21 protein-coding genes are annotated in these 21,659 nt (G+C 64.7%); 1 reads left to right on the top strand and 20 read right to left on the bottom strand.

All coding sequences use genetic code 11. The features are described 5' to 3' along the window. Positions 1–20 precede the first annotated feature (20 nt). The 6 genes from AC3IPM_RS08680 to AC3IPM_RS08655 form a co-directional block, all read right to left on the bottom strand. Positions 21–626, bottom strand: coding sequence for a hypothetical protein (locus tag AC3IPM_RS08680; protein ID WP_489303541.1), 606 nt, complete (start codon positions 624–626; stop codon positions 21–23). After that, the gene (locus AC3IPM_RS08675; RefSeq protein ID WP_489303540.1) at positions 623–1,108 is read right to left on the bottom strand and encodes a hypothetical protein; all 486 of its coding nucleotides are present in this window, start codon (positions 1,106–1,108) and stop codon (positions 623–625) included. Before AC3IPM_RS08675 ends, AC3IPM_RS08680 begins: the two co-directional genes overlap by 4 nt. 266 nt (positions 1,109–1,374) lie before the next feature. Continuing rightward, the gene (locus tag AC3IPM_RS08670) at positions 1,375–2,157 is read right to left on the bottom strand and encodes a 3-hydroxybutyrate dehydrogenase (protein ID WP_489303539.1); all 783 of its coding nucleotides are present in this window, start codon (positions 2,155–2,157) and stop codon (positions 1,375–1,377) included. A gap of 190 nt (positions 2,158–2,347) precedes the next feature. After that, positions 2,348–3,145, bottom strand: a complete 798-nt coding sequence (locus AC3IPM_RS08665; RefSeq protein WP_489303538.1) for a type 1 glutamine amidotransferase domain-containing protein — start codon at positions 3,143–3,145, stop codon at positions 2,348–2,350. 66 nt (positions 3,146–3,211) lie between these two features. Continuing rightward, entirely contained in the window at positions 3,212–4,486 is a 1,275-nt protein-coding gene (locus AC3IPM_RS08660) for an MFS transporter (RefSeq protein ID WP_489303537.1), read from the bottom strand. Between the two features lie 92 nt (positions 4,487–4,578). Continuing rightward, positions 4,579–5,031 (bottom strand): hypothetical protein, encoded by a 453-nt coding sequence (locus tag AC3IPM_RS08655; RefSeq protein ID WP_489303536.1) that lies wholly within the window; start codon positions 5,029–5,031, stop codon positions 4,579–4,581. An 88-nt stretch (positions 5,032–5,119) separates the two neighbouring features. On the opposite strand from AC3IPM_RS08655, the gene AC3IPM_RS08650 reads away from it, so the two are divergent. Beyond that, positions 5,120–5,710, top strand: coding sequence for a helix-turn-helix domain-containing protein (locus tag AC3IPM_RS08650; RefSeq protein ID WP_489303535.1), 591 nt, complete (start codon positions 5,120–5,122; stop codon positions 5,708–5,710). A 2-nt stretch (positions 5,711–5,712) separates the two neighbouring features. Here the strand turns inward: AC3IPM_RS08650 and AC3IPM_RS08645 are convergent, their stop codons facing one another. From AC3IPM_RS08645 to ndk, 14 genes are all read right to left on the bottom strand, one after another. Beyond that, the gene (locus AC3IPM_RS08645; protein WP_489303534.1) at positions 5,713–5,943 is read right to left on the bottom strand and encodes a hypothetical protein; all 231 of its coding nucleotides are present in this window, start codon (positions 5,941–5,943) and stop codon (positions 5,713–5,715) included. Positions 5,944–6,184: 241 nt separating this feature from the next. After that, a complete protein-coding gene (gene guaA, locus AC3IPM_RS08640) occupies positions 6,185–7,750 on the bottom strand; it encodes a glutamine-hydrolyzing GMP synthase (protein WP_489303533.1) in 1,566 nt (521 codons plus the stop codon). Positions 7,751–7,863: 113 nt separating this feature from the next. Continuing rightward, complete coding sequence (gene guaB / locus AC3IPM_RS08635; RefSeq protein WP_489303532.1) at positions 7,864–9,318, bottom strand: IMP dehydrogenase; 1,455 nt, start codon at positions 9,316–9,318, stop codon at positions 7,864–7,866. 150 nt (positions 9,319–9,468) lie between these two features. Next, on the bottom strand, positions 9,469–10,350 hold the full coding sequence (gene folD / locus AC3IPM_RS08630; protein ID WP_489303531.1) for a bifunctional methylenetetrahydrofolate dehydrogenase/methenyltetrahydrofolate cyclohydrolase FolD: 882 nt from the start codon (positions 10,348–10,350) through the stop codon (positions 9,469–9,471). A gap of 31 nt (positions 10,351–10,381) precedes the next feature. Continuing rightward, entirely contained in the window at positions 10,382–11,596 is a 1,215-nt protein-coding gene (locus AC3IPM_RS08625; RefSeq protein ID WP_489303530.1) for a hypothetical protein, read from the bottom strand. Positions 11,597–11,717: 121 nt separating this feature from the next. Beyond that, positions 11,718–13,553: a monovalent cation:proton antiporter-2 (CPA2) family protein gene (locus AC3IPM_RS08620; protein ID WP_489303529.1), complete on the bottom strand. Its 1,836-nt coding sequence runs from the start codon at positions 13,551–13,553 to the stop codon at positions 11,718–11,720. 210 nt (positions 13,554–13,763) lie between these two features. Beyond that, positions 13,764–14,903 carry a molybdopterin-synthase adenylyltransferase MoeB gene (gene moeB, locus AC3IPM_RS08615; RefSeq protein ID WP_489303528.1) on the bottom strand — a complete coding sequence of 380 codons (1,140 nt, stop codon included), beginning with the start codon at positions 14,901–14,903 and terminating at the stop codon, positions 13,764–13,766. 133 nt (positions 14,904–15,036) lie between these two features. Then, positions 15,037–16,428, bottom strand: a complete 1,392-nt coding sequence (gene der, locus AC3IPM_RS08610; RefSeq protein ID WP_489303527.1) for a ribosome biogenesis GTPase Der — start codon at positions 16,426–16,428, stop codon at positions 15,037–15,039. A gap of 12 nt (positions 16,429–16,440) precedes the next feature. After that, complete coding sequence (bamB, locus tag AC3IPM_RS08605; RefSeq protein WP_489303526.1) at positions 16,441–17,649, bottom strand: outer membrane protein assembly factor BamB; 1,209 nt, start codon at positions 17,647–17,649, stop codon at positions 16,441–16,443. Further along, positions 17,649–18,287: a YfgM family protein gene (locus tag AC3IPM_RS08600; RefSeq protein WP_489303525.1), complete on the bottom strand. Its 639-nt coding sequence runs from the start codon at positions 18,285–18,287 to the stop codon at positions 17,649–17,651. The genes bamB and AC3IPM_RS08600 overlap by 1 nt, the downstream gene beginning before the upstream one ends. 59 nt (positions 18,288–18,346) lie before the next feature. Further along, complete coding sequence (locus AC3IPM_RS08595) at positions 18,347–19,210, bottom strand: helix-turn-helix domain-containing protein (protein WP_489303524.1); 864 nt, start codon at positions 19,208–19,210, stop codon at positions 18,347–18,349. A 6-nt stretch (positions 19,211–19,216) separates the two neighbouring features. Continuing rightward, entirely contained in the window at positions 19,217–20,014 is a 798-nt protein-coding gene (locus tag AC3IPM_RS08590; RefSeq protein ID WP_489303523.1) for a tetratricopeptide repeat protein, read from the bottom strand. Further along, on the bottom strand, positions 20,001–21,206 hold the full coding sequence (gene rlmN / locus AC3IPM_RS08585; protein ID WP_489303522.1) for a dual-specificity RNA methyltransferase RlmN: 1,206 nt from the start codon (positions 21,204–21,206) through the stop codon (positions 20,001–20,003). The genes AC3IPM_RS08590 and rlmN overlap by 14 nt, the downstream gene beginning before the upstream one ends. Before the next feature lie 10 nt (positions 21,207–21,216). Further along, positions 21,217–21,642: a nucleoside-diphosphate kinase gene (gene ndk, locus AC3IPM_RS08580; RefSeq protein WP_489303521.1), complete on the bottom strand. Its 426-nt coding sequence runs from the start codon at positions 21,640–21,642 to the stop codon at positions 21,217–21,219. Positions 21,643–21,659: the final 17 nt, after the last annotated feature.

The following is a 21,659-nucleotide window of genomic DNA, read 5'->3' as shown; positions in this document are numbered from 1 at the left end:
CTTGTCATTTCAACGCAGGCCTATCGGAATGATTCCGCCGACGCAGGCGCTGCGGGCTTGTTGTTCAGCAGCACATCCAGCTCATCCATCACGTAATCGACCTTGGCCTTCTCCGCCTGCTCCTGCTTGCCTTTCAGGTAGGCAACGGCCGCCTGGGCTTTGACTCGTTCCAGATGCTCGACCACGCTTGCGCGGTCCAACCCCTTCTGCACCGGGCGCATGCCATTCTTCTCGCGATCCTGCGGTGCGCAGACGAACGAGAAGGCCGCTTCGTGCACGTCATTGGGCAGCGCCGTCCAACCGTCCGGAAACTGCATCTTCATCGCGCTGGGTGCACCGTCATTGGAGAACGCATTGGCGCTCTCGATCTTGGTCTGCCGTGTGGCGCAACGGTATTGCTGCACGGTCGCCACATGCAGGCCATCAAGCAAGGCCACCATCTGCGAGCGCTGCGCGCGCCCCGGACCTGCGACCGCCGCCAGCGAATCCTTGTCCACCAGCAACAACTCAAGCTTGTAGGGATCGCTGCCGGCGTAGACCACCCACCAATCCTCGGCAACCACCGTACCGGACACCGCCATCAGCGCCATCCCCGCAAGCCATGCCCCGCGAATGGACGTCTTCATGGCGGCCCCAGCTTGACGCCGGCACACCCGCTGGACAGCAGCAACTTGCCGGCGTCCGCCTTGAAATCGACGATCCGCTTGTCCTTGTCCACGGTCACCGAGATGATGCAACGCCCGGCATGCGCCACGTCATCCATGTGGGTCGTGTTGACCAGGACGTTGCCTTGGCGCTCCTGGGAATACCCAACCGCCTCACGCTGGGTATACGAGGTGTCCGTGTACCAGCTCATCACCGCGCGCTTTCCGTCTGCAGAGCGCTGCATGTCATGCGGGCTGCCGAAGAAGCGCACGGCATCTTCGGCGGGGCGCCCCTTCCACTTACTGCGTGCAACCAACTCCGGCGCGGTCGGCAACGAGACACAACCGGTCAAGGTGCAGATCGAAAGTATCGCTGCGACCAGGAACAAGAACTTCAGGGATTGGGATTGCGGCCGCTGTGCGCGCGGGCTGGCATCCACATGTAATCGGGGTAGCGGGGTCATGCTGCATTCTCCTTTGCGTTCCAATGACCATTGGATAGGTGCACCTCGCCGACCGCCGCGGCTACACCTTCGTTGTTGAACGCGATGATACACGCGGCCTCCCGCCCCCCCAATCACGTCCTAAACCGTATTTTCTCGGCTATCAGTGTTTTCATGCGTACTTCGGCGTTCAATGCCAAGGCAGCATGGCGATCAGCGCCCGTGGTGGGCCACCTCGCACACCTGGTGGCGCTGCCGATGCTGCAGCGGCGTGCACAGCCGGCCAGTTAGCGGGCTGTCCAGCCACCATCCATCGGAAGTGCCGTGCCGGTAATCTGAGCAGCGGCGTCCGAGGCCAGGAAGACCACCATTTCCCCGAGCTGCTCGGGCGTCACAAACTGCAGCGAGGGCTGTTTTTCGGCCAGCAGTGCGCGCGCGGCGGACGCCTGATCCGTTCCCTCCCGTTCCGCCAGCGCGGTGATCTGCTGCTCCACCAGCGACGTTCGTACCCAACCCGGGCAGATGGCATTCGCCGTGATGCCCGTGCCTGCGTTCTCCAGCGCCGTCACTTTGGTGAATCCCACCACGCCATGCTTCGCCGCCACATACGCAGACTTGTTCACCGACGCAACCAGTCCATGCACCGACGCGATATTGATCACACGGCCCGATCCCTGCTGCTTCATGTAGGGCAAGGCGGCCGCTGTTGCATGGAACACCGCCGATAGATTCAGCGCGAGGATCGCATCCCACTTCTCGACCGGGAATTCCTCGATCGACGCGGTGTGCTGGATGCCCGCATTGTTCACCAGGATGTCGATACGCCCCATCTTCTCGACGGCATGGGCAATCATTTCCCGCACCGCCTCACCACGGGAAAGGTCGCCGCCATCGTGCGCGACCCTTACGCCAAAATCGGCCTCCAGGCTGGAACGGATTCTCTCGATCTCCGCCGCATCGCCAAATCCATTCAGCACGATATCGGCCCCCTGCCGCGCGAGCGCGGTGGCAATGCCAAGACCGATACCGCTGGTGGAGCCAGTAACCACTGCGACTTTTCCAGTGAACATGGGCGAGATTCCATCGGGCGTAGGGGGTCAGTGTAGCGGCCGGGAAGCCCATCAGCGCATGCCCCCACCGTGGCCTCTTGCCGCCGTCGTCCATTAAGGCGTCCGTGATAACGCGGCTTGCCAACTGGCAGAGATCCCGCACAGTTCGCGCGGAATTCTCCGGAAATATAAGTACTCAGAACGAACCGACTTATTTCAACTGTTCAACCAACCGCTGCCCCACCTCCAACGCCGATGCCGGGTTCTGCCCGGTAATCAGCTCGCGGTCCACCACCACATGGGCGGTCCACGGCGTGGTGTTGCTGCTGAACCTCGCACCCGCCCGCTCCAGCGCGGTCTGCGGGTAGAACTTCATCTCACCGCCGCCCAGCAACGGCTTGGCCTGCTCTTCTTCCTGGTTGCTGATCACCGTCATCTGGTAGCCGCTGTAGATCCACTGCGGCGTAGCCGGCATGGCACCGGCTTCCAGCGTCGCTACGAAACCCGCCGCATCCGGCAGCGTAGACAGCAGCGCGATCGGCCCGTGGCAGACCAGCGCGGTGGTCTTGTTGCGCTGGTGGAAATCGGCCAGCAACCGGCCCAGTGCCGGACTCTTCAGCAGGTCCTGCATCGGCGCGTGGCCACCGGGGATGTAGACCGCATCGAAGTGCGCGTAGCCCTGCTGCTCGATACGCGCCAGGCTGACCACCGGTGAGGCTGTCGGCGAGGTCAAGGCCAGTTTTTCCAGCAGATCCTTATGCGCCTTCAACTGCGCGGCATCGTCGCCGAAGTAGGCCGGCGTCACCGATGACGCATCCACCGTAGGTGCCCGCCCCTGCGGCGTGGCAAAGGTCACCTCGTGGCCCGCATCCAGCAGCAGTTTGACCGGCTGCATCAGTTCGTTGAGATAGAAGCCGGTGGACAGCACGATGAAGCGCAGCCACTCAGGCCAAGGACGGTCTGCGAAGGGAACGAGCTTTGCCAATTGATGAGACATCCGAGCCGCCATTCTCGTGAATCACACGGGTGCATTGCCCTCGTCGTCGGCATCGTCCTTGTCGCCACCAACACCTTCCTACGTGTCCACCCGAAGTGCACTTAGAACACCAGCTGCCAGCGTCAGCGTGGCACCGATCCCCAAAGCAAGCACCGGCGCCGTGTCGACGGGGAAAAGGGTAAAGATCAGAGTCATGACAACCCCGCCGACGGTTTGCCCCGCCAGACGGGCCGTGGCCTGCATGCCTCCGGCAGCACCGCTTCTTGCGCGGGGCGCCGCCAAGAACATGTTGCGATTGTTGGGCACTTGGAAAAGACCAAAACCCAGCCCGCACAGCACCGTGAAGATCATCAAGGGGCGCGCGCTCTGCTGTAGATCCCACATTGCGGTCGCAGACAGCCCGACCGCCAGGCATGCACCGCCTACCACGCACAGCCAAGCTGTTGAGACGCGATCAGCAAGACGGCCAACCAATGGTGCCGCGATCGCCACCGTCAGGGGCCAGGGCGCCAAGTAAAACGCCGTCATCAAGGGGTCCAGCCCGAGATTGTGCTGCAGGTAGAACGGCAGCGCCAACAAGCCGAGGGTTATGCCGGCGAAACAGCAGAACGATGCGACCACTGAAGTGCGAAACGAAGGCGTGCGCAGCAGGTCTAGAGGAATCAACGGCACCTCCTTCGGCAGTTCCCGTCGGATCAAGGCCGCCAGGGTGATGGCTGCGGCACCGATCAGCAATGCCGCAGGCACCGCATGCGCAGTCAGTAGTTCCATGCCGACGACGAGCGATGCAAACGCGGCGGCGTTCAATGCGACACTGATCTTGTCAAGGGGGCGCGCCGTGCCCTTGACGTGAGGCAGTGCCCGCGTGGCAAGAAGAACCATTGCACCCAACGGCAGGTTCAGAGCAAATAGCCACGGCCAACTTGCGCCAGCGAGGATCGCTGCGCCGATGGTGGGGCCCGCCGCAGACGAGAGCGCCACGGCCAGCGCGTTCCAGCCGATCGCGGTTCCGAACCGGTCTTGGGGCACGATGGCGCGAAGCAAGGCGATGCCGAGCGCCATGATCGCGGCAGCACCTAGACCTTGAAGGAAACGTGACGCGACGAGCCAAGGAAGTGATGGCGACACTGCACACAACACGGACGCGGCCGTAAACAGCGCAACTCCCCCGGTGAAAACTCGGCGATGGCCAAGACTATCCCCCAGCGCAGCGCACGGCAGCAGGGCCATCACCAACGCGAGCTGGTAAGCGGTGATGATCCAGATCGATGTTCCCGGGGACACCTGTAAAGAGCGGGCCATGCTCGGTAGTGCAACGTTGACTACGGCTGCGTCGAGGACGGCGAGAACCATGGCCAATAACACGGCGACAGTCGCGGCAGCCCTCCGTCGCCCAGGCAACTTTGGGCATTGTTCCATTGCGGCCGCCGGTGCGAGCGGGGCAGTCACGAGCCTTCCGGCATCCATGTCCCATCACGATCAACGTACCGGGTGACGCGATGCTCTTCTTTGTCCTCCTTCTTCAAGTCTCGCTCCGTGAAGCGGAATAGCAACGCGGGTCCATTTACGCAGCGTGTGTCGTGGATATCCCCCGGAAGATAGACCTGGACCTCGCCTGGACGCACCGTCGTCGCCCCTCTCTGCACCAACTGAACGCTGCCGTCGGCGCTGACCAGTCGGGTGTAAGTACCCATTTCGATTTCACCCTGCTGAAGTGCATAGATGACCCACCCCCGGCCGTGGTCGTGAGGCGGCCTATACAGCCCCATTGGTTCGGTGTGTGCCAAGAGGACGAACCCATTGAGGGAGTCGCGGTGCAGCTCCTTGTTTGCGGGCGCATCCCGATGCAGTTCCTCCAGCCAATCCTCCGTGGCCGGCGCCTTGAGGAGATGCTCCAAGTGGCCTCGACACGCAGCGACAACCTTGGTGCTGAGTGGACCCCATTCCTTCGTTATGGCCTCCATCGCGACGTCCAACGAGCTACGAATGGAGCCTTTCTCCAGACTCTGCGTGGACCGGGAGCGTTCAGGGCTGTTCGGTATGTCGTTCAATTTGCTTTTCCTTGACGTGATGGGATATGAGTTGCACTATGCAACTTCAAGTCAACTTGAGGTCAAGGGGTTTCGGATGGACATCGCCGAGGTGGCAAAGCGGTCTGGCGTGCCCGCTTCAGCGCTGCGCTACTACGAGGAAAAGGGCTTGATCGCGTCGACGGGGCGCTCCGGGCTCCGGCGGACCTTTTCGCCTTCTGTCGTGGACCAGCTTGCGCTGATTGCACTGGGGCAATCTGCCGGCTTCTCCCTCGATGAAATCAAGGTCATGTTTTCCGCGGATGGGCGGACGAACATCAACCGCGGCGCTCTGGCAGCGAAAGCCGACGAGGTGGACGCTACAGTCGCAAGGCTAAAGGCGCTGAGCAAGGGTCTGCGGCACGCGGCCGTGTGCCCGGCCGAGAATCATGCTGACTGCCCTACTTTCCAGGGCCTGTTGCGCGCGGCGGGATCGGCCAAGCTGTCCTCGCCTAAACCCCGGTCCGACCCAATGTCGCCGACTGCCGCTTTCCAGCGCAGCAGGTAAGTTCACTCGATATCGATCCTGAAATCGTGGTGGTCGGACTGTCGCCGGATGCCTTGCAGGCACCAAAACAAACGGCCCGCACTGCGGGCCATTTGTTTGTATCGGTTTTGGTGCGCGCCGCCCTGTTTTGCATGAGCGGCCAGCGGATTCCAGCCCACAGCAACTACCCCACGCTCTCGAAAAGCGTCAAACACGCTGCCACCATCGCCGCGCACCATCCACATCCGTTCCATCATGCTCCTTCCCGCTCTCAAAGCCATCAATCCTGCAAGGCCAAAAACGCATTTACCAGCGCGACGGGCTTGATATCTCGAATGCTGTGGCTCTATGAAACAAGGACGTAGGCGGCTGGCTGCCAAAGATATTGAAGCAGCGTCAGATAGGCATCAACTTTCGGACCCAGGCCTATGCCCCCCCTCCAATCCGCAACTTCCAAACAACGAGGGCGCCTCTCGGCGCCCTCGTTCGTTCAAATCATTCCCACTCGATCGTCGCCGGCGGCTTCCCCGAGATGTCATAAACAACCCGCGACACCCCCCGCAACTCATTGATGATCCGGTTGCTCACCGTCCCCAGGAACTCATACGGCAGATGCGCCCAATGCGCCGTCATGAAATCAATCGTCTCCACCGCACGCAACGCAATCACCCACTCATACGCACGCGCATCACCGACCACGCCCACCGACTTCACCGGCAGGAACACAGCAAACGCCTGGCTGGTCTTGTCGTACAGATCCGCCTTGCGCAGCTCGTCGATGAAGATGGCATCGGCCTTGGCCAGCAGCTCGGCGTACTCACGCTTCACTTCGCCGAGGATGCGCACGCCCAGGCCCGGGCCCGGGAACGGGTGGCGGTAGACCATGCTGCGCGGCAGGCCGAGTTCGACGCCGAGGCGACGCACTTCGTCCTTGAACAGCTCGCGCAGCGGCTCCACCAGGCCCAGCTTCATGTGCTCGGGCAGGCCGCCCACATTGTGGTGGCTCTTGATCACGTGGGCCTTGCCGGTCTTGCTGCCGGCCGACTCGATCACGTCAGGGTAGATGGTGCCCTGCGCCAGCCACTTGGCGTTCTTCAGCTTGGTGGACTCTTCATCGAAGATGTCCACGAACAGGTTGCCGATGATCTTGCGCTTGGCTTCCGGATCGCTCACACCTTCGAGCTTGCTGAAATAGCGGTCCGCGGCATTCACGCGAACGACCTTGACGCCCATGTGCTCGGCGAACATCGCCATCACCTGGTCGCCTTCCTGCCAGCGCAGCAGGCCCGTATCGACGAACACGCAGGTCAGCTTGTCGCCGATCGCCTTGTGCAGCAGCGCGGCCACGACCGACGAATCGACGCCGCCGGACAGGCCCAGGATCACTTCGTCATCGCCCACCAGCTCGCGCACGCGGGCGATCTGGTCGTCGATGATGTTGGCCGCGGTCCACAGGGTTTCGCAGCCGCACACGTCCACCACGAAGCGGCGCAGCAGCGCCTGGCCCTGCAGGGTGTGGGTCACTTCCGGGTGGAACTGCACGCCGTACCAACGCTTTTCTTCGTTGGCCATGGCGGCCACCGGAATGCGGTCGGTCACGGCGGTCACGGTGAAGCCCGGCGGGGCCACGGACACGTGGTCGCCGTGGCTCATCCAGACGTTCAACTTCGGCTCGCCGCCGTGGTCGCTCAGGCCCTTGAACAGCGCGTCGGGGTGGACGACGTTGACCTCGGCATGGCCGAACTCACGCTGGTCGGCTGCCTCGGTGGCACCGCCCAGCTGGGCGGCCAGGGTCTGCATGCCGTAGCAGATGCCGAAGATCGGCAGGCCGCTGTCGAACACTTCCCGCGGTGCGGCGGGCGCGCCCGGCAGCGTGGTCGATTCCGGGCCACCGGACAGGATGATGCCCTTGGCACCGAACGCGGCAATCTCGGCCGGGTTGTGGTCCCACGCCCAGATCTCGCAGTACACGCCGAGCTCGCGGATGCGACGCGCGATCAGCTGGGTGTACTGCGCGCCGAAATCGAGGATGAGGATCTTGTCGTTATGGATGTTGGTCATGGCGCCCGGGCAATGCAGGAGTGGAAACGAAAAACGAAAATGGCCGAATCGATGCCGGATAGAGAAAGAGGAACGGGAAGCTGCTTCCTCGTTCCTCTTCGCTCATCGCCGGATCAGGCGCGGTAGTTCGGCGGCTCTTTGGTGATCTGCACGTCGTGGACGTGGCTCTCACGCTGGCCGGCGCCGCTGATCTTGACGAACTTCGGCTGGGTACGCATGTCTTCGATGGTGCCGCAGCCCACGTAGCCCATGGTGGCGCGCAGGCCGCCCATCAGCTGGTGGATGATGCCGCCGACCGGGCCGCGATACGGCACGCGGCCTTCGATGCCTTCGGGTACCAGCTTGTCGGCGGTGGAGGCGTCCTGGAAGTAACGGTCCTTGGACCCCTTCTCCATGGCGGCCAGCGAACCCATGCCGCGGTAGCTCTTGTACGAGCGGCCCTGGAACAGCTCGGTCTCGCCGGGCGATTCCTCGGTACCGGCCAGCAGGCCGCCGACCATGATCGTCGATGCACCGGCGGCCAGCGCCTTGCCGATATCACCGGAGTAGCGGATGCCACCGTCGGCGATCAGCGGGATACGGTCCTGCAGCGCTTCGGCCACCAGGTCGATGGCGGTGATCTGCGGCACGCCGACACCGGCCACCACGCGGGTGGTGCAGATCGAGCCCGGGCCGATGCCGACCTTGACCGCATCGGCACCGCAGTCCAGCAGCGCCAGCGCCGCTTCACCGGTACAGATATTGCCGCCGACGACCTGCACCTGCGGGAAGTTCTTCTTGACCCAGCGCACGCGGTCCAGCACGCCCTGCGAATGGCCGTGCGCGGTATCCACCACCAGCACGTCCACGCCGGCGGCGACCAGCGCCTCGACACGGCGATCGGTATCACCGCCAACGCCGACGGCCGCGCCGACCAGCAGGCGGGTGGCGATGTCCTTGGCGGCGTTCGGGTAATCGGTGTTCTTCTGGATGTCCTTGACGGTGATCAGGCCACGCAGGGCGAAATCATCGTTGACCACCAGGATCTTCTCGATGCGGTTGCGGTGCAGCAGGTGCAGCACTTCATCGGACGCGGCGCCTTCCTTGACCGTGATCAGGCGATCCTTCTTGGTCATGATGTGGCGGACCGGATCGTCGAGCTCGGTCTCGAAACGCATGTCGCGATGGGTGACGATGCCGACCAGCTGGCCGCCATCCACCACCGGCACGCCGGAGATGTTGCGCGCCTGGGTCAGTGCCAGCACGTCGCGGATGGTGGTTTCCGGACCGACCGTGATCGGGTCGCGGATCACGCCGGCTTCGAACTTCTTGACCGTGGCCACTTCGGCGGCCTGCTGCTCCACACTGAGGTTCTTGTGGATGATGCCCATGCCACCGAGCTGGGCCATGGCGATGGCCAGGCGTGCTTCGGTGACCGTATCCATGGCCGCGGAAAGGATCGGAAGCTTCAGCCGCAGGTCGCGGGTCAGCCGGGTATCCAGGCTGACATCCTTGGGCAGGATCGTGGAGTGTGCGGGGACGAGCGAGACGTCGTCGTAGGTGAGAGCTTCAGCCTGGATGCGCAGCATCGGCATACCCGAGATGTGGGGAAGCGCGACATTTTACCCTGATTTCGCCCCCTTGGGCAGGGGGCAGATGCGACGCTGTGTCGCGCCAGGCAGCACACATTCAGCGGGTAGTGCCGGCCGCTGGCCGGCACCACAGGCGTGCCCGCCCGCTCAGAAGGCCTCTGCGGCCTCGATGGTGTTCTGCATCAGCGTGGCCACTGTCATCGGCCCTACCCCGCCCGGCACCGGCGTGATCCAGCTCGCCCGCTGGGCGGCGGCCTCGAAGCCGACGTCGCCGACCAGGCGGCCGTCGTCCAGGCGGTTGATGCCCACGTCGATCACCACCGCGCCCGGCTTCACCCATTCACCCGGCACGATGCCCGGGCGGCCCACGGCCACCACCAGGATATCGGCGTTGCGCACCGACTGCTCCAGCACGTCCTTGGGGGTGAACTTGTGGCAGCTGGTGACAGTGCAGCCGGCGATCAACAGCTCCAGCCCCATCGGCCGCCCCACATGGTTGCTGACCCCCACGATGGTGGCGTTGCGGCCGCGCACCGGCTGGTCGGTATGGCCCAGCAGGGTCACGATGCCGCGCGGGGTGCACGGGCGCAGGCCGAACTCGCGCAGGGCCAGGTGGCCGACGTTCTCCGGGTGGAAGCCATCGACGTCCTTGCGCGGGTCGATGCGGTGGATCAGCCGGCTGGCATCGGGAATGCCCGGCAGCGGCAGCTGCACCAGGATGCCGTGGATCTTCGGATCGTTGTTGAGCTGGTCGATCAGGGTCAGCAGCTGGGCCTCGTTGGTCCCGGCCGGCAGATCGTAGTCGAAGGCCTCGATGCCAACCTTCTCGGCGGCACGGCGCTTGTTGCGCACGTACACGGTCGAGGCCGGGTCGCCCCCCACCAGCACCACTGCCAACCCAGGCCGGCTGCCCCCTGCCGCCAGGCGGGCGTCCACGCGCACCTTCAGGCTGTCCAGCAGGTCTTCGGCGATGCGGCGGCCGTCCAGGATGCGGGCGGAAGCGGCGGTATCAGGGGTCAATGAGCTCATCGAAGGCGGCAGGCGTGGGGGCGACGGTCGTCTATTGTCCCTGATTCGGTCCGCCCCGCCCACCGCTGATGCGCGCCCCCCACTGCTCCCGCTGCTCCGGCGATGGGTTCAGCGAACGGGCCACAGCCTGCAATCGCGTCCGTTGTGCTGGTGTCGTGCTGGGTGCGGAGAGTCGTCCCATCAGAGCGATCAGCCATTCCTGGTCGCGTACCGGCCATCCCTCGATGAGCGAGGTCAATCCCTCGACATCGTCGACTTCAACCAAGGCGCGAATCCTCATCATGAATGCCGATACCGGCTGCGCAACCGGTGTTGGAGGGGTGGGAACGGAAACGTCCCGATACGTCAGCGACGCCCCCGCAACGAAGGGGTCGCGCCCTTCCCGCATGAATCGCCGGATCGCCTCTTCGGACAGCGAGGGAAACTCATCGTCATCGTCTTCAAACAGCTCGGGCGACAGGCAGCTCCAGTTCTCACCATCTGTAGTCACGGCAGCGTGATAGTCGCCCCCTGCGTACATGTAGTGATCGTCGCTGATGAAAGCTCGGCCATGAACCGAGCCCTCGATGCAGAGCATGCCGTCGTTGTACTCGCCATAGATGATGTTCTCTACATGCACGTCGCCCAGGATGCGCATGCAACTGTCACGGTGCCCCAGGCTCTTGGCGTAGACATCGCCACTGATCAGGATGAACGCGGGCGTGCAAAACGTGAGCTGGCTCAGCACGCCGTTTACGTGGACATCGCCCTCGACAATGACACCCGCATGCAGACCAAGATCGCCCAAGCATTCCAGGTCGAAATCTTCGTGCCAGGCAAAGCCATTGCGGAACAGCGCCAATCGCAGCGGCCCTCCCTCAAGCGTGTCCGCGCCGGTGACCTCGAAGAAGGGAACAAGAAGCGGGTGCGGCTCCCGTCCATCGCAGAACAGTTCATCGGCCACACTGCCGTCGATGATTCCCACCGTACACGCGCACTCGACATAGCCCTTGGCCAGCCACGTTTCGACCCGGCCCTGCTGGACCGCCCGCGCCCTGCCCAAGCCACTGAAGGTGGCATGGACCACCAGGCAGGGCATGCCGATCGTGCCCAGACGGATTCTCAGGCACCCCTTGTCCTCATGCAGCTCCATGAACGTCTGGCGCAATGGGCATTCGAGGTAACGAGTGGACGGGGCGACATGCCCAGCAGCGGCGTCCTGTGTGTCAACGGTCATTGATTGCTGTTCTGGATCGAGCCGCGTCATGCCACGCGTCAACGCGTGCCAGGACCGAATCCAGCGAGGCAGGAAAATGGACGCCCAGTCTCCAGTCCGTAGCCATCAAGAACTATGGGAATAGTTGCAAAAAGGGAGAGGCCAACGCCCCCTACTCTTCCTCCGAGACATCCGGCACGTCGTCCGCATTGAGCGTGCGCGCCTTGCGCTTGGGCGCCGTGAACGGCGTCGGTGTCGGCACGCCCGGCAGCGCGCTGCCAAACACCATGTGCGCACCGGCGGTGAGGCCACCACCGGCCATCTCCAGCTCGAAGCGTTCGGCGTCGCGGCGACGGATCTCGCCGGCGATGGTCGCGGCATCCTCTTCATCCAGGCCCAGTTCGATCAACGCGGCCTCACCGAACGCCACTGCCGACTCGAAGGTCTCGCGGATCTGGAAATCGACACCTGCATGGATCAGGCGCAGTGAATGCTCACGGTCGAACGAGCGCACCAGCAGCTTGGCCTGCGGGAATTCGTGCGCGACCAGTTCAACGATGCGGTCGGCCTGCGCGCTGTCGTTGACGCACACCGCGATCGCGCGCGCCACCCCGGCGCCGGACGCATGCAGCACGTCCAGGCGGGTGCCGTCGCCGTAGTAAATTTTGAAGCCGAAGCGCTCGGCGCTCTGGATCATCTCGATGTCGTTGTCGATGATGGTCACGTCCACGTCGCGCGCCAGCAGCGACTGGCTGGCCACCTGGCCGAAGCGACCAAAACCGATCATCAGCACGCTGCCGGACAGCCCATCGGCGGCTTCGATGCCGTCCATCGACACTTCGCGTGCCGGCGTGAAACGATCGTGCAGCAGCACGAACAGCGGCGTCAGTGCCATCGACAGCACCACGATGGCGGTCAGGTTGGCGTTGATCTCCACTCCGATCACCCCGGCTGCCGCCGCCGCGGAGAACAACACGAAGGCGAACTCGCCGCCCTGCGCCATCATCACCCCGCGATCCACCGCCTGGTGGTGGTCACTGCCCATGATCCGCGCCACCACGTAGATGCATATTGCCTTGGCCAGCATCAACGCCAGCACGCCGGACACGATCAGCGGCCAGTTGTTCGCCACCACGGTCAGGTCCAGCGCCATGCCCACGCTGAGGAAGAACAGGCCGAGCAGGATGCCGCGGAACGGTTCGATGTCCGCCTCGATCTGGTGGCGGAACGTCGACTCGCTGAGCAGCACGCCGGCCAGGAAGGCGCCCATCGCCATCGACAACCCACCCAGTTGCATCAGCAGCGCCGCACCAAGCACCACCAGCAGCGCGGCGGCGGTCATCACCTCACGCGCCTTGGCGGCGGCCAGGATGCGGAACAGCGGATTGAGCAGGAAGCGTCCGACCAGCACCAGCCCGACAATCGCTCCGGCACCGATGCCGATGCTGACCCAGCGCGAGCTGGCGCCCGCCTCTGCATGCAACGGCGACATCAGTGCGACCACCGCCAGCAGCGGCACGATCAACAGGTCTTCGAACAGCAGGATGGAGACGATCTTCTGCCCCGACGGCAAGGCGATATCGCCACGCTCGGCCAACTGCTGCATCACCACCGCGGTGGAGGTCAGCACGAAACCGGCCGCGCCGATGAAGGCCACCGGCAGCGGGAAACCGAACAGCATGCAGACCCCGGTCAGCACCGCACCGCAGACCACGATCTGCAGCGTGCCCAGCCCGAAGATCTCGTTGCGCAGGCTCCACAGGTGCGAGGGGCGCATTTCCAGCCCGATCACGAACAGGAACATCACCACGCCCAACTCGGCGGTGTGCAGGATGGCCTGCGGGTCGGAGAACCAGCCAAAGCCGAACGGACCGATCGCCAGGCCCGCGGCGAAATAGCCCAGCACCGAGCCCAGCCCGAGCCGCCGGAACAGCGGCACCATCACCACGGCCGCGCCCAACAGGGCCACCACTTTCACCAGTTCACTGGCACCTGCTTCCACCGCCATGCGGTTGTTCCCCAGACTACATAGATGGCACAACGATAGGGCAAAGCGTGAGACAGCAATAGCGTCCATGCTGCGTCATATCGTGCTGAAAACAGAACGGTGCGGGCAAAACAACCCGTAATCGTTCCATACCTACCTGTAGTGCCGGCCGCTGGCCGGCAACCTCCGGATCCTTCCGGCGGCGATGAGGTTGCCGGCCAGCGGCCGGCACTACCCGGCGCTGCAGAAGGCCGCGTAGTCGATGTAGCCGGGAAATGCGCGGCCGGGCGCGCACAGCGGGCAATCCGGGTCCGGCCGCAGCCGGGTTTCGCGGAAGCGCATGCCCAGGGCATCAAAGCTGAGCAGGCGGCCGACCAGCGGCTCACCGATGCCGAGAAGGAGTTTGAGCACCTCGGTGGCCTGCAGCAGGCCGACCATGCCCGGCAGCACCCCGAGCACGCCCGCCTCGGCACAATTCGGGGCGAATTCGGCCGGCGGCGGCTCCGGGAACAGGCAGCGGTAGCACGGCGCGACGCCACGCTGGCGGCCGGCATCGAACACGCTCACCTGGCCGGTGAAACGCTCCACCGCACCGTACACCAGCGGAATGCCGTGCTGGATGCAGGCGTCATTGAGCAGGTAGCGCAGCGGGAAGTTGTCCGAGCCATCCAGCACCACATCCACGCCCGTCAGCAGCGCATCGATATTCTCCGAGGTCACCCGCGTCTGCAGGGCCTCCACGTCCAGCCGTGGATTGAGCGCGAGCAGCCGCTCACGCGCCGAATCCACCTTGGCCTGGCCGATGCTGGCATCGGTGTGGATGATCTGCCGGTGCAGGTTGCTGCGCTCGACCACGTCATCGTCGGCAATGCGCAGGTGCCCTACCCCGGCCGCTGCCAGGTAGAAGCTGGCCGGTGCACCGAGGCCACCGGCACCCAGCAGCAGGACGCGTGCATTGAGCAGCGTCTTCTGGCCCGCCACACCCACCTGCGGCAACAGCAGATGCCGCGAATAGCGTTCGTTGAAGTCGCGCTCGGTATCGCTCTGCAGCGGCTGCACCAGTGGCAGCCCGTCGCCGCGCCAGGCCGTGGTGCCGCCCTGCACGGAGGCTAGATTCGTGTAGCCCAGATCGCGCAGCGCCTGTGCAGCGTCCATGGAGCGCTTGCCACTCTGGCAGATCAGCACGATCTCGCGGCCGGGGACCGGCAGGTGCGTGGCGGGCGCGGCCAGCAGATCGTCCTTGGCGATGCCCAGCGCGCCTTCTGCCATGCCATTGGCACGTTCGTGCGACGCGCGCACGTCGATCAGCAGCGCGCCGTGGGCGAGGCGTTCGCGGGCCTGGGTGGGGGTGAGTTCTGGGGTGGGGTGCATGCGGGCATTATCGCGCAGGTAGTGCCGGCCGCTGGCCGGCAACCTCCGGATGGTTGGCCGGGGTTGCCGGCCAGCGGCCGGCACTACCTACCCTCAATGCAGAAGAGCCGGCTTGCGCCGGCTCTTCTTTGCATCACTTGCCCTTGACGTGCTTGATCAGGCGCCGTTTGCGCTTGAGCTGACGTTCGGTGAGCACGTTCTTCTTGCCCTCGTACGGGTTCACACCCTCGCGGAAGATGAACTGCACGGGCGTGCCGACCAGCTTGAAGCGCTTGCGGAAGAAGTTCTCCAGATAGCGCTTGTACGACTCCGGCAGGTCTTTCAGACGGGTGCCGTGGACGATGAAGGTCGGCGGGTTGGAGCCGCCCGGATGCACGTAGCGCAGCTTGGACACGTGACCACGGATCGCCGGCGGCGGGTTGGTCTCGTAGGCCGTTTCCAGCGCCTTGTTGACTTCGCTGGTGCTGAATTCGTGCGTGGCCGAGGCATGCGCGGCGTGGATGCAGCGGAACAGCTCACGCAGGCCCGAGCCGTGCTTGGCCGAGATGCGCACCACTTCCGCCCACGGCACGAAGCCGAGCTTGCGCGACACCAGCGCTTCAGCCTGCTCGCGCTGGTAGTCGGTCAACCCATCCCACTTGTTGATCGCCACCACCAGCGCACGGCCGGCGTCGAGCACCGCACCCAGCACGCTGGCGTCCTGGTCGGTCACACCTTCGGACGCATCGAGCATCAGCACCGCCACCTGGCACTGCTCGATGGCCTGCAGGGTCTTGATGACGCTGAACTTCTCGACCACTTCCTCGACACGCGCCTTGCGGCGCAGGCCAGCGGTATCGATCAGCCGGTATTCGCGACCGTCACGCTCCATGTCCACCGAGATCGAATCACGGGTGGTACCGGGCACTTCGGAGGCGATCATGCGCTCTTCGCCGAGCAGACGATTGACCAGCGTCGACTTACCCACGTTGGGGCGGCCGACGAAGGCGATGCGAATGCGGTTCGGATCGGTGTCCAGGGTCTCGGTGGTGCCCTCTTCCGGCAACCGCTCCACGACCTCGTCCAGCAGATCATCCAGGCCCTGGCGGTGCGCGGCCGAGACGGTCAGCATTTCGCTGAAGCCGTAACGGGCAAATTCCGAACGCACGGTGTCTTCGTTCATGCCATCGATCTTGTTGATCAACAGCAGGGTCGGACGGGCCAGTTTGCGCAGCCAGGACAGGATCTCGTCGTCCATCGGCCCCTCACGGGCATCGACCACGAACAGGATCAGATCCGCTTCCGCAGCGGCAGCGCGCGCCTGGCGCGCGGTAGCACCAGCCAGGCCTTCTTCTTCACCGGCGATACCACCGGTGTCGACAACCAGAAAAGGCTTGTCTTCATTCAGACGACAAACACCGTAATTACGGTCCCGGGTCACGCCGGGCTGGTCATGGACCAGCGCGTCGCGCGTACGGGTAAACGCATTGAACAGCGTGGACTTGCCGACATTCGGCCGTCCAACCAGGGCGACCAAGGGCAGCATCGCGGTAACTCCTTATTGTGCCAACCGGAACGCGGTCAGCTTTCCATCAACGTTCTGCACCAGCAGAATCCCATCGGCTGCCACCGGTTGCGCCAGCAGGGCGTCGCCGCCGCTTTTGGCGCGAGCCGCGAACTCGCCATTGTCGGTCCGCAACCAGTGCAGGTACCCCTTGTAGTCACCGACCACGATGTAGTCGCCATGCACCACCGGACCGGTCAACAGGCGACGGGCCAGACCCGTCTGCGACCACATGGCCGACCCGCTGCTCTTGTCCAGGCTGAACACGCCGCCCTTGTTGTCGGTGACAAACACATTGCCCGATGTCAGGGCGACGCCGCCGGCGCCACCATGATCGCGCGACCACAGCGGACGGCCGGTCGGGCCTTCGATCGCCATGGTCTGATTCTTGAAGCTGCCCACATACAGCGTGTTGCCTTCCAGCACCGGGGCGCCGTCCACGTCGGACATGCGCTCCACTTCGGTTCGGCCTTCGCCGTTGGCGACCATCTGGTCCCACACGGTACGGCCGTCCTGCATCGCCAGCGCCGACACCGAGCCATCATCGTTGCCGATGAACAGCACGCCCGGGCCAACCACCACCGGGGCATTGCCGCGCACGGTCAGTGCCGGCAGCTCACGCGGGTTGAACCAGCGCTGGGTCCCGTTGCCGACATCCAGTGCGGTGACACGGCCGTCGTTGCTGCGCACGAACACCATGCCCTGGCCAATGGCCGGGGCGGCGATCACTTCGCCGGGCACCTTGGCCCGCCACTTCTCGGTGCCGTCGTTGGCATCGAGCGCGATCACCTGGCCGTCCAGCGTGCCGATGACCACCAGCCCTTCGCCGACGCCCGGGCCACCGGAGAGACGCAGCTTGGGCTGCTTCTTGACCTTGGCCGGCTCATACGTCCAGACCTTCTTGCCGGTCTGCAGATCGATGGCGTGCACGCCGCCGGAGATGGCGGCCGCGTAGACGCGGCCATCGGCCACGACCGGGCCCTGACGCACGCCGATGCGCTTCTCGCCCTTGCCGACGTTGACGCTCCAGATCCGGTCGACCTTGGCGGTCGGCTCGAACTTCACCAGTTCCGCCGGCTCCAGGGCCTTCTTGGCAGCTGCGTCCTTGCCGGCGAACCAGCCCTTGACGGTAGTGCAGCCGGACAGCGCCACGCCCATCAGGACCAGGGTGGCAACGCGCTTGATCATGACCATCTGGTTCATTACACCGACTCCGCAGGATCGGTGACGGTGCCACCGGCATCCATCACTTTGGTTTCCAGCACACGCCGTTCCGGCGCTGCCACGTCCAGCGTTTTGAGCGCCTTCTCATACTGCCCGCGGGCGGCGTCACGCTTGCCCTGCACCATCAACGCGTCACCCTGGATTTCCAGGCTGGCGCTGTCGGTGGCACTGGACAGCAGTTTGATCGCCTCCTCGGTCTTGCCGGTCGCCACCAGCAGGCGCGCAATGCGCTGCTCGACCACCGGCTTGATTTCAGGATCGGCCGAGATCGCGCGCAGCGTTGCCAGCGCGTCTTCGTTCTTGCCGGCCTCCACCTGCGCCTTGGCCAGCTGCAGCGCAGCCAGGTCGGCGTAGATGCTGGCGTTGCCGCCTTCCAGGTCCTTCAGACCCTTGGCCGCCTGCTCCAGGTTCTTGTCCTGCAGGTTCTTCAGCACGGCCTGGTACTGCACATTGGCGCCGGCGAGCTTGCTGCTGTGCTCTTTCTGCCACCACTGCCAACCGGCAATGCCGCCGATGGCGATCACCACACCGGCCAGGATGCTGACACCGTTCTTCCGCAGCCAGCCGCGGACGCGTTCACTTTGTTCGTGCTCGTCGAGCAGGTCGTCGATCGCCATGCGTACTCTCGCCCCGCCCGTCAGGAGGAGCTGTTTGAATTGGATTGGGAAACGCGACTCTAGTGTGAAACCGGAGCCACGGAGCCGTCAGAGGATACCGTAAAGCGTGCCACGTTGGCTCGCTGGTACGGCGAAAGGTCGACGATAGTGCCGGCCTGCTGAACCTCGACCGCCGACGCATTGCCCAGCACCATCCGCGCCACCTGGCCCGGATTGAAGCTGCGCGTCTCGCCGGACTTGATCAATGCCTTCTCGACGGTGCTGCCGTCCGGGGCGGAGATGTCGACCCAGCTGTCGTCGCTGAAATGCAGGCTCAGCGCGCCGGCCGGGGCCGGCGTGGTGGTCGCGCGCGGCACTGGGGTCAGCGAGGCCAGATAAGGCGCCGAGGGGGCCGCCGCAGGCGTCGCCGCCGGTGCGGCGGGCGCACTGACGGGATCGGCCGGGGCCGGGCCACCGGCCACCGGAACGGCGGCCGGAATCACATCCAGCGAGGCGGTGCTGGGGGTATTGCCGGCATCGAAATGGCCACGACTGGCGTACCAGACCGGGACCGCCAACACGGCGGTGATACCCACGTACAACGCACGGCGGCCGAGACTCTCGGCGATCCGGCGCGCACGCGGGGTATGCGTATGGCTGACCAGCTGTGGCGGCACCACCGGCCCGATCTGGGCCTGGTCGAGCACATCGCCGATATCGACGTTGAGCAGGCGCGCATAGCTGCGCAGCTGGCCGCGGACGAACACCGGCGCGCCCAGGCGCTGCCACTGCTCTTCCTCGAGTGATTTCACTACCTGCGTCGGCATGCGCAACTGCTGCCCCACCGCTTCGAGCGTCAGTCCTGCCGCTTCCCGCGCCTGGCGGAGACGGGCCCCACAGCCGGCTGCAGTGTCAAAAGCGTTCACAGTCTGGTCATCAATCACAATGCTTCAACCCCGGGGATTAGGAGCCGCATCCTGCGGAAATTCGTCGCGAATTCGCTGCAGATAGCGACCGGATGCGACCTTGTCACCAAGCTGCGCCTCGATTTCAGAGGCAAGTTGTAACACGGAACGTGTGGCCGGTGCAGCCGCAAGACGACGTTGCGCGAAGGCACGGGCCTCGAAATAGCGGCCCTGCGCGTACTCGTTGCGGGCCATCGACTCCAGCGCATAGGCGTTGGCCGGGTCCACCTGGAGGGCGGCACGCAGGTCACGCACGGCCCGCTCAGGCTGGTTGGCATCCAGTGCACAGCCCCCGGCATTGGCCAGCGCAGCCCCGGGCGTGGCGTAGGTACTGTCTGCCAATGCCCGGTCGAACCAGGTCAGCGACTCGGCCGCGCGGTCATGACTACATAGCCACGCGCCATAGTTGTTGAGGACATCACCGCGCTCGGGCGCCAGCTCGGCAGCCTTGCGGTACATCGCCCCCGCCTCGGCATCGGCACCGCGCTGATTGGCGATCGCCGCCAGCATCAGATACACCTCCGGACGGCTGCCATCGGCCTTCAACGCGGCGCGCGCCTTCTTCTCCGCGGCGTCCAGCTGCCCCCTGCTGAAAGCCTCGTTGGCCAGCGTCATCTGGTCCTGGAAGCTGAAGCGGCGGCGCGTGGCCGCGTCGTCACGGACCTCATAGACCGGCGCGACTTCCAGCGGACCGGACGGGGGTTTGAGACCTTGCTTGCCGCAGCCGGCCAATGCCAGCGCGATGAAAACAACGGCTGGCAATCGGCAATCAGGCAGCGGCATCCCGGCTTTTCCCGTCCTGCAGCGTTTTGTTGAATTCGGCCTGGCGCCGGGTACGGTCCATGACCTGCCCCTTGAGCTGGCCACAGGCCGCGTCGATGTCATCGCCGCGGGTACGCCGCACCATGGTCAGTACCTGCGCGTCGAGCAGGATCTTCTGAAAGGCGCGGATTTCGGTGTCGCCGGAGCGCTCGTAGCGGGTGCCCGGGAACGGATTGAACGGGATCAGGTTGACCTTGCCCGCGTGCGACGTCTGCACGGCGTTGTCGAACTGGCGCATCAGCCGCGCCAGCTGGCGGGCGTGCTCGGGCTGGTCGTTGATGCCCTTCATCAGGGTGTATTCGAAGGTCACCGATTCGCGGCGCTTGTTGGCGCGCAGATAGCGCGCGCAGGAGGCCATCAGCTCGACGATCGGGTACTTCTTGTTGAGCGGCACCAGGGTCTCGCGCAGCGCATCGGTGGGCGCGTGCAGCGATACCGCCAGCGACACGTCGCTTTCGGTGGACAGGCGGTCGATCTGCGGCACCAGGCCGGAGGTCGACAGGGTCACCCGCTTGTTGGCCAGGCCGTAGCCCAGGTCGTCGCGCATCACGCTCATGGCGCGCACGACGTTGTCGAAATTCATCAACGGCTCGCCCATGCCCATCATCACCACGTTGGTGAGACGACGCTGCTTGTGCGGGATGTTGCCCAGGTGACGCGCGGCCACCCACACCTGGCCGATGATCTCGGCGGTGGAGAGGTTGCGGTTGAAGCCCTGGGTGGCGGTCGAACAGAACGTGCAGTTCAGCGCACAGCCGACCTGCGAGGACACGCACAGGGTGCCGCGGTTCTTGTCCGGGATGTAAACCGCTTCGATCGCATTCTTGCCATCGGTACCCATCGCCAGCAGCCACTTGTGGGTGCCATCGGCGGAAGGCTTGTCGAACACGATGTTCGGGACGCGGACCTCGGCATGCTGCTTGAGCTTGGCGCGCAGCGCCTTGCCCAGGTCGGTCATCTCATCGAAATCGGTGACGTAGTGATGGTGGATCCACTTCATGACCTGATGGGCGCGGTAGCGCGCTTCGCCGAGGGTGTCGGCGAAGAAGCGCTCCAGACCCTCGCGATCGAGGTCGAGCAGGTTCTGCTTGGCCACAGCCGGGCTCGAGATGAGCACGGATGGGATGGCGGTTGGCTGTACGACCTCGTTCACGGCATCACTCTCAGCGCGAGACGACTTCAGTCGCGGCGAAGAAGTAGGCGATTTCGATCGCGGCGTTCTCGACCGAGTCCGAGCCGTGGGCGGCATTGGCATCGATGGATTCGGCGAAGTCGGCGCGGATGGTACCGGCCGCGGCTTCCTTCGGATTGGTGGCGCCCAGCAGGTCGCGATGGGCCAGCACGGCGTTGTCGCCTTCCAGCGCCTGGATCATCACCGGGCCGGAGACCATGAACTCGACCAGCGCGTTGAAGAACGGACGCTCGCGGTGCACGGCGTAGAAGCCTTCGGCTTCACGGCGCGACAGCTGCTTGTACTTGGCGGCGACGACCTTCAGGCCGGCCTTTTCGAAGCGGGCGTAGATTTCACCGATGACGTTCTTGGCGACGGCGTCCGGCTTGATGATGGAAAGGGTGCGCTCCAGCGCCATGGGAATACTCCGTTGGG

The sequence above is a fragment of the Stenotrophomonas sp. GL_111 genome (assembly GCF_057835245.1).
This window is presented reverse-complemented; position numbering and strand designations above follow the sequence as displayed.

Coding starts and splice junctions, on each gene's coding strand:
- AC3IPM_RS08680 (WP_489303541.1), bottom strand. CDS start 626: ATGAAGACGTCCATTCGCGGGGCATGGCTTGCGGGGATGGCGCTGATG.
- AC3IPM_RS08675 (WP_489303540.1), bottom strand. CDS start 1,108: ATGACCCCGCTACCCCGATTACATGTGGATGCCAGCCCGCGCGCACAG.
- AC3IPM_RS08670 (WP_489303539.1), bottom strand. CDS start 2,157: ATGTTCACTGGAAAAGTCGCAGTGGTTACTGGCTCCACCAGCGGTATC.
- AC3IPM_RS08665 (WP_489303538.1), bottom strand. CDS start 3,145: ATGGCGGCTCGGATGTCTCATCAATTGGCAAAGCTCGTTCCCTTCGCA.
- AC3IPM_RS08660 (WP_489303537.1), bottom strand. CDS start 4,486: ATGGTTCTCGCCGTCCTCGACGCAGCCGTAGTCAACGTTGCACTACCG.
- AC3IPM_RS08650 (WP_489303535.1), top strand. CDS start 5,120: ATGGAGCCTTTCTCCAGACTCTGCGTGGACCGGGAGCGTTCAGGGCTG.
- AC3IPM_RS08645 (WP_489303534.1), bottom strand. CDS start 5,943: ATGGAACGGATGTGGATGGTGCGCGGCGATGGTGGCAGCGTGTTTGAC.
- guaA (WP_489303533.1), bottom strand. CDS start 7,750: ATGACCAACATCCATAACGACAAGATCCTCATCCTCGATTTCGGCGCG.
- guaB (WP_489303532.1), bottom strand. CDS start 9,318: ATGCTGCGCATCCAGGCTGAAGCTCTCACCTACGACGACGTCTCGCTC.
- folD (WP_489303531.1), bottom strand. CDS start 10,350: ATGAGCTCATTGACCCCTGATACCGCCGCTTCCGCCCGCATCCTGGAC.
- AC3IPM_RS08625 (WP_489303530.1), bottom strand. CDS start 11,596: ATGACGCGGCTCGATCCAGAACAGCAATCAATGACCGTTGACACACAG.
- AC3IPM_RS08620 (WP_489303529.1), bottom strand. CDS start 13,553: ATGGCGGTGGAAGCAGGTGCCAGTGAACTGGTGAAAGTGGTGGCCCTG.
- moeB (WP_489303528.1), bottom strand. CDS start 14,903: ATGCACCCCACCCCAGAACTCACCCCCACCCAGGCCCGCGAACGCCTC.
- der (WP_489303527.1), bottom strand. CDS start 16,428: ATGCTGCCCTTGGTCGCCCTGGTTGGACGGCCGAATGTCGGCAAGTCC.
- bamB (WP_489303526.1), bottom strand. CDS start 17,649: ATGAACCAGATGGTCATGATCAAGCGCGTTGCCACCCTGGTCCTGATG.
- AC3IPM_RS08600 (WP_489303525.1), bottom strand. CDS start 18,287: ATGGCGATCGACGACCTGCTCGACGAGCACGAACAAAGTGAACGCGTC.
- AC3IPM_RS08590 (WP_489303523.1), bottom strand. CDS start 20,014: ATGCCGCTGCCTGATTGCCGATTGCCAGCCGTTGTTTTCATCGCGCTG.
- ndk (WP_489303521.1), bottom strand. CDS start 21,642: ATGGCGCTGGAGCGCACCCTTTCCATCATCAAGCCGGACGCCGTCGCC.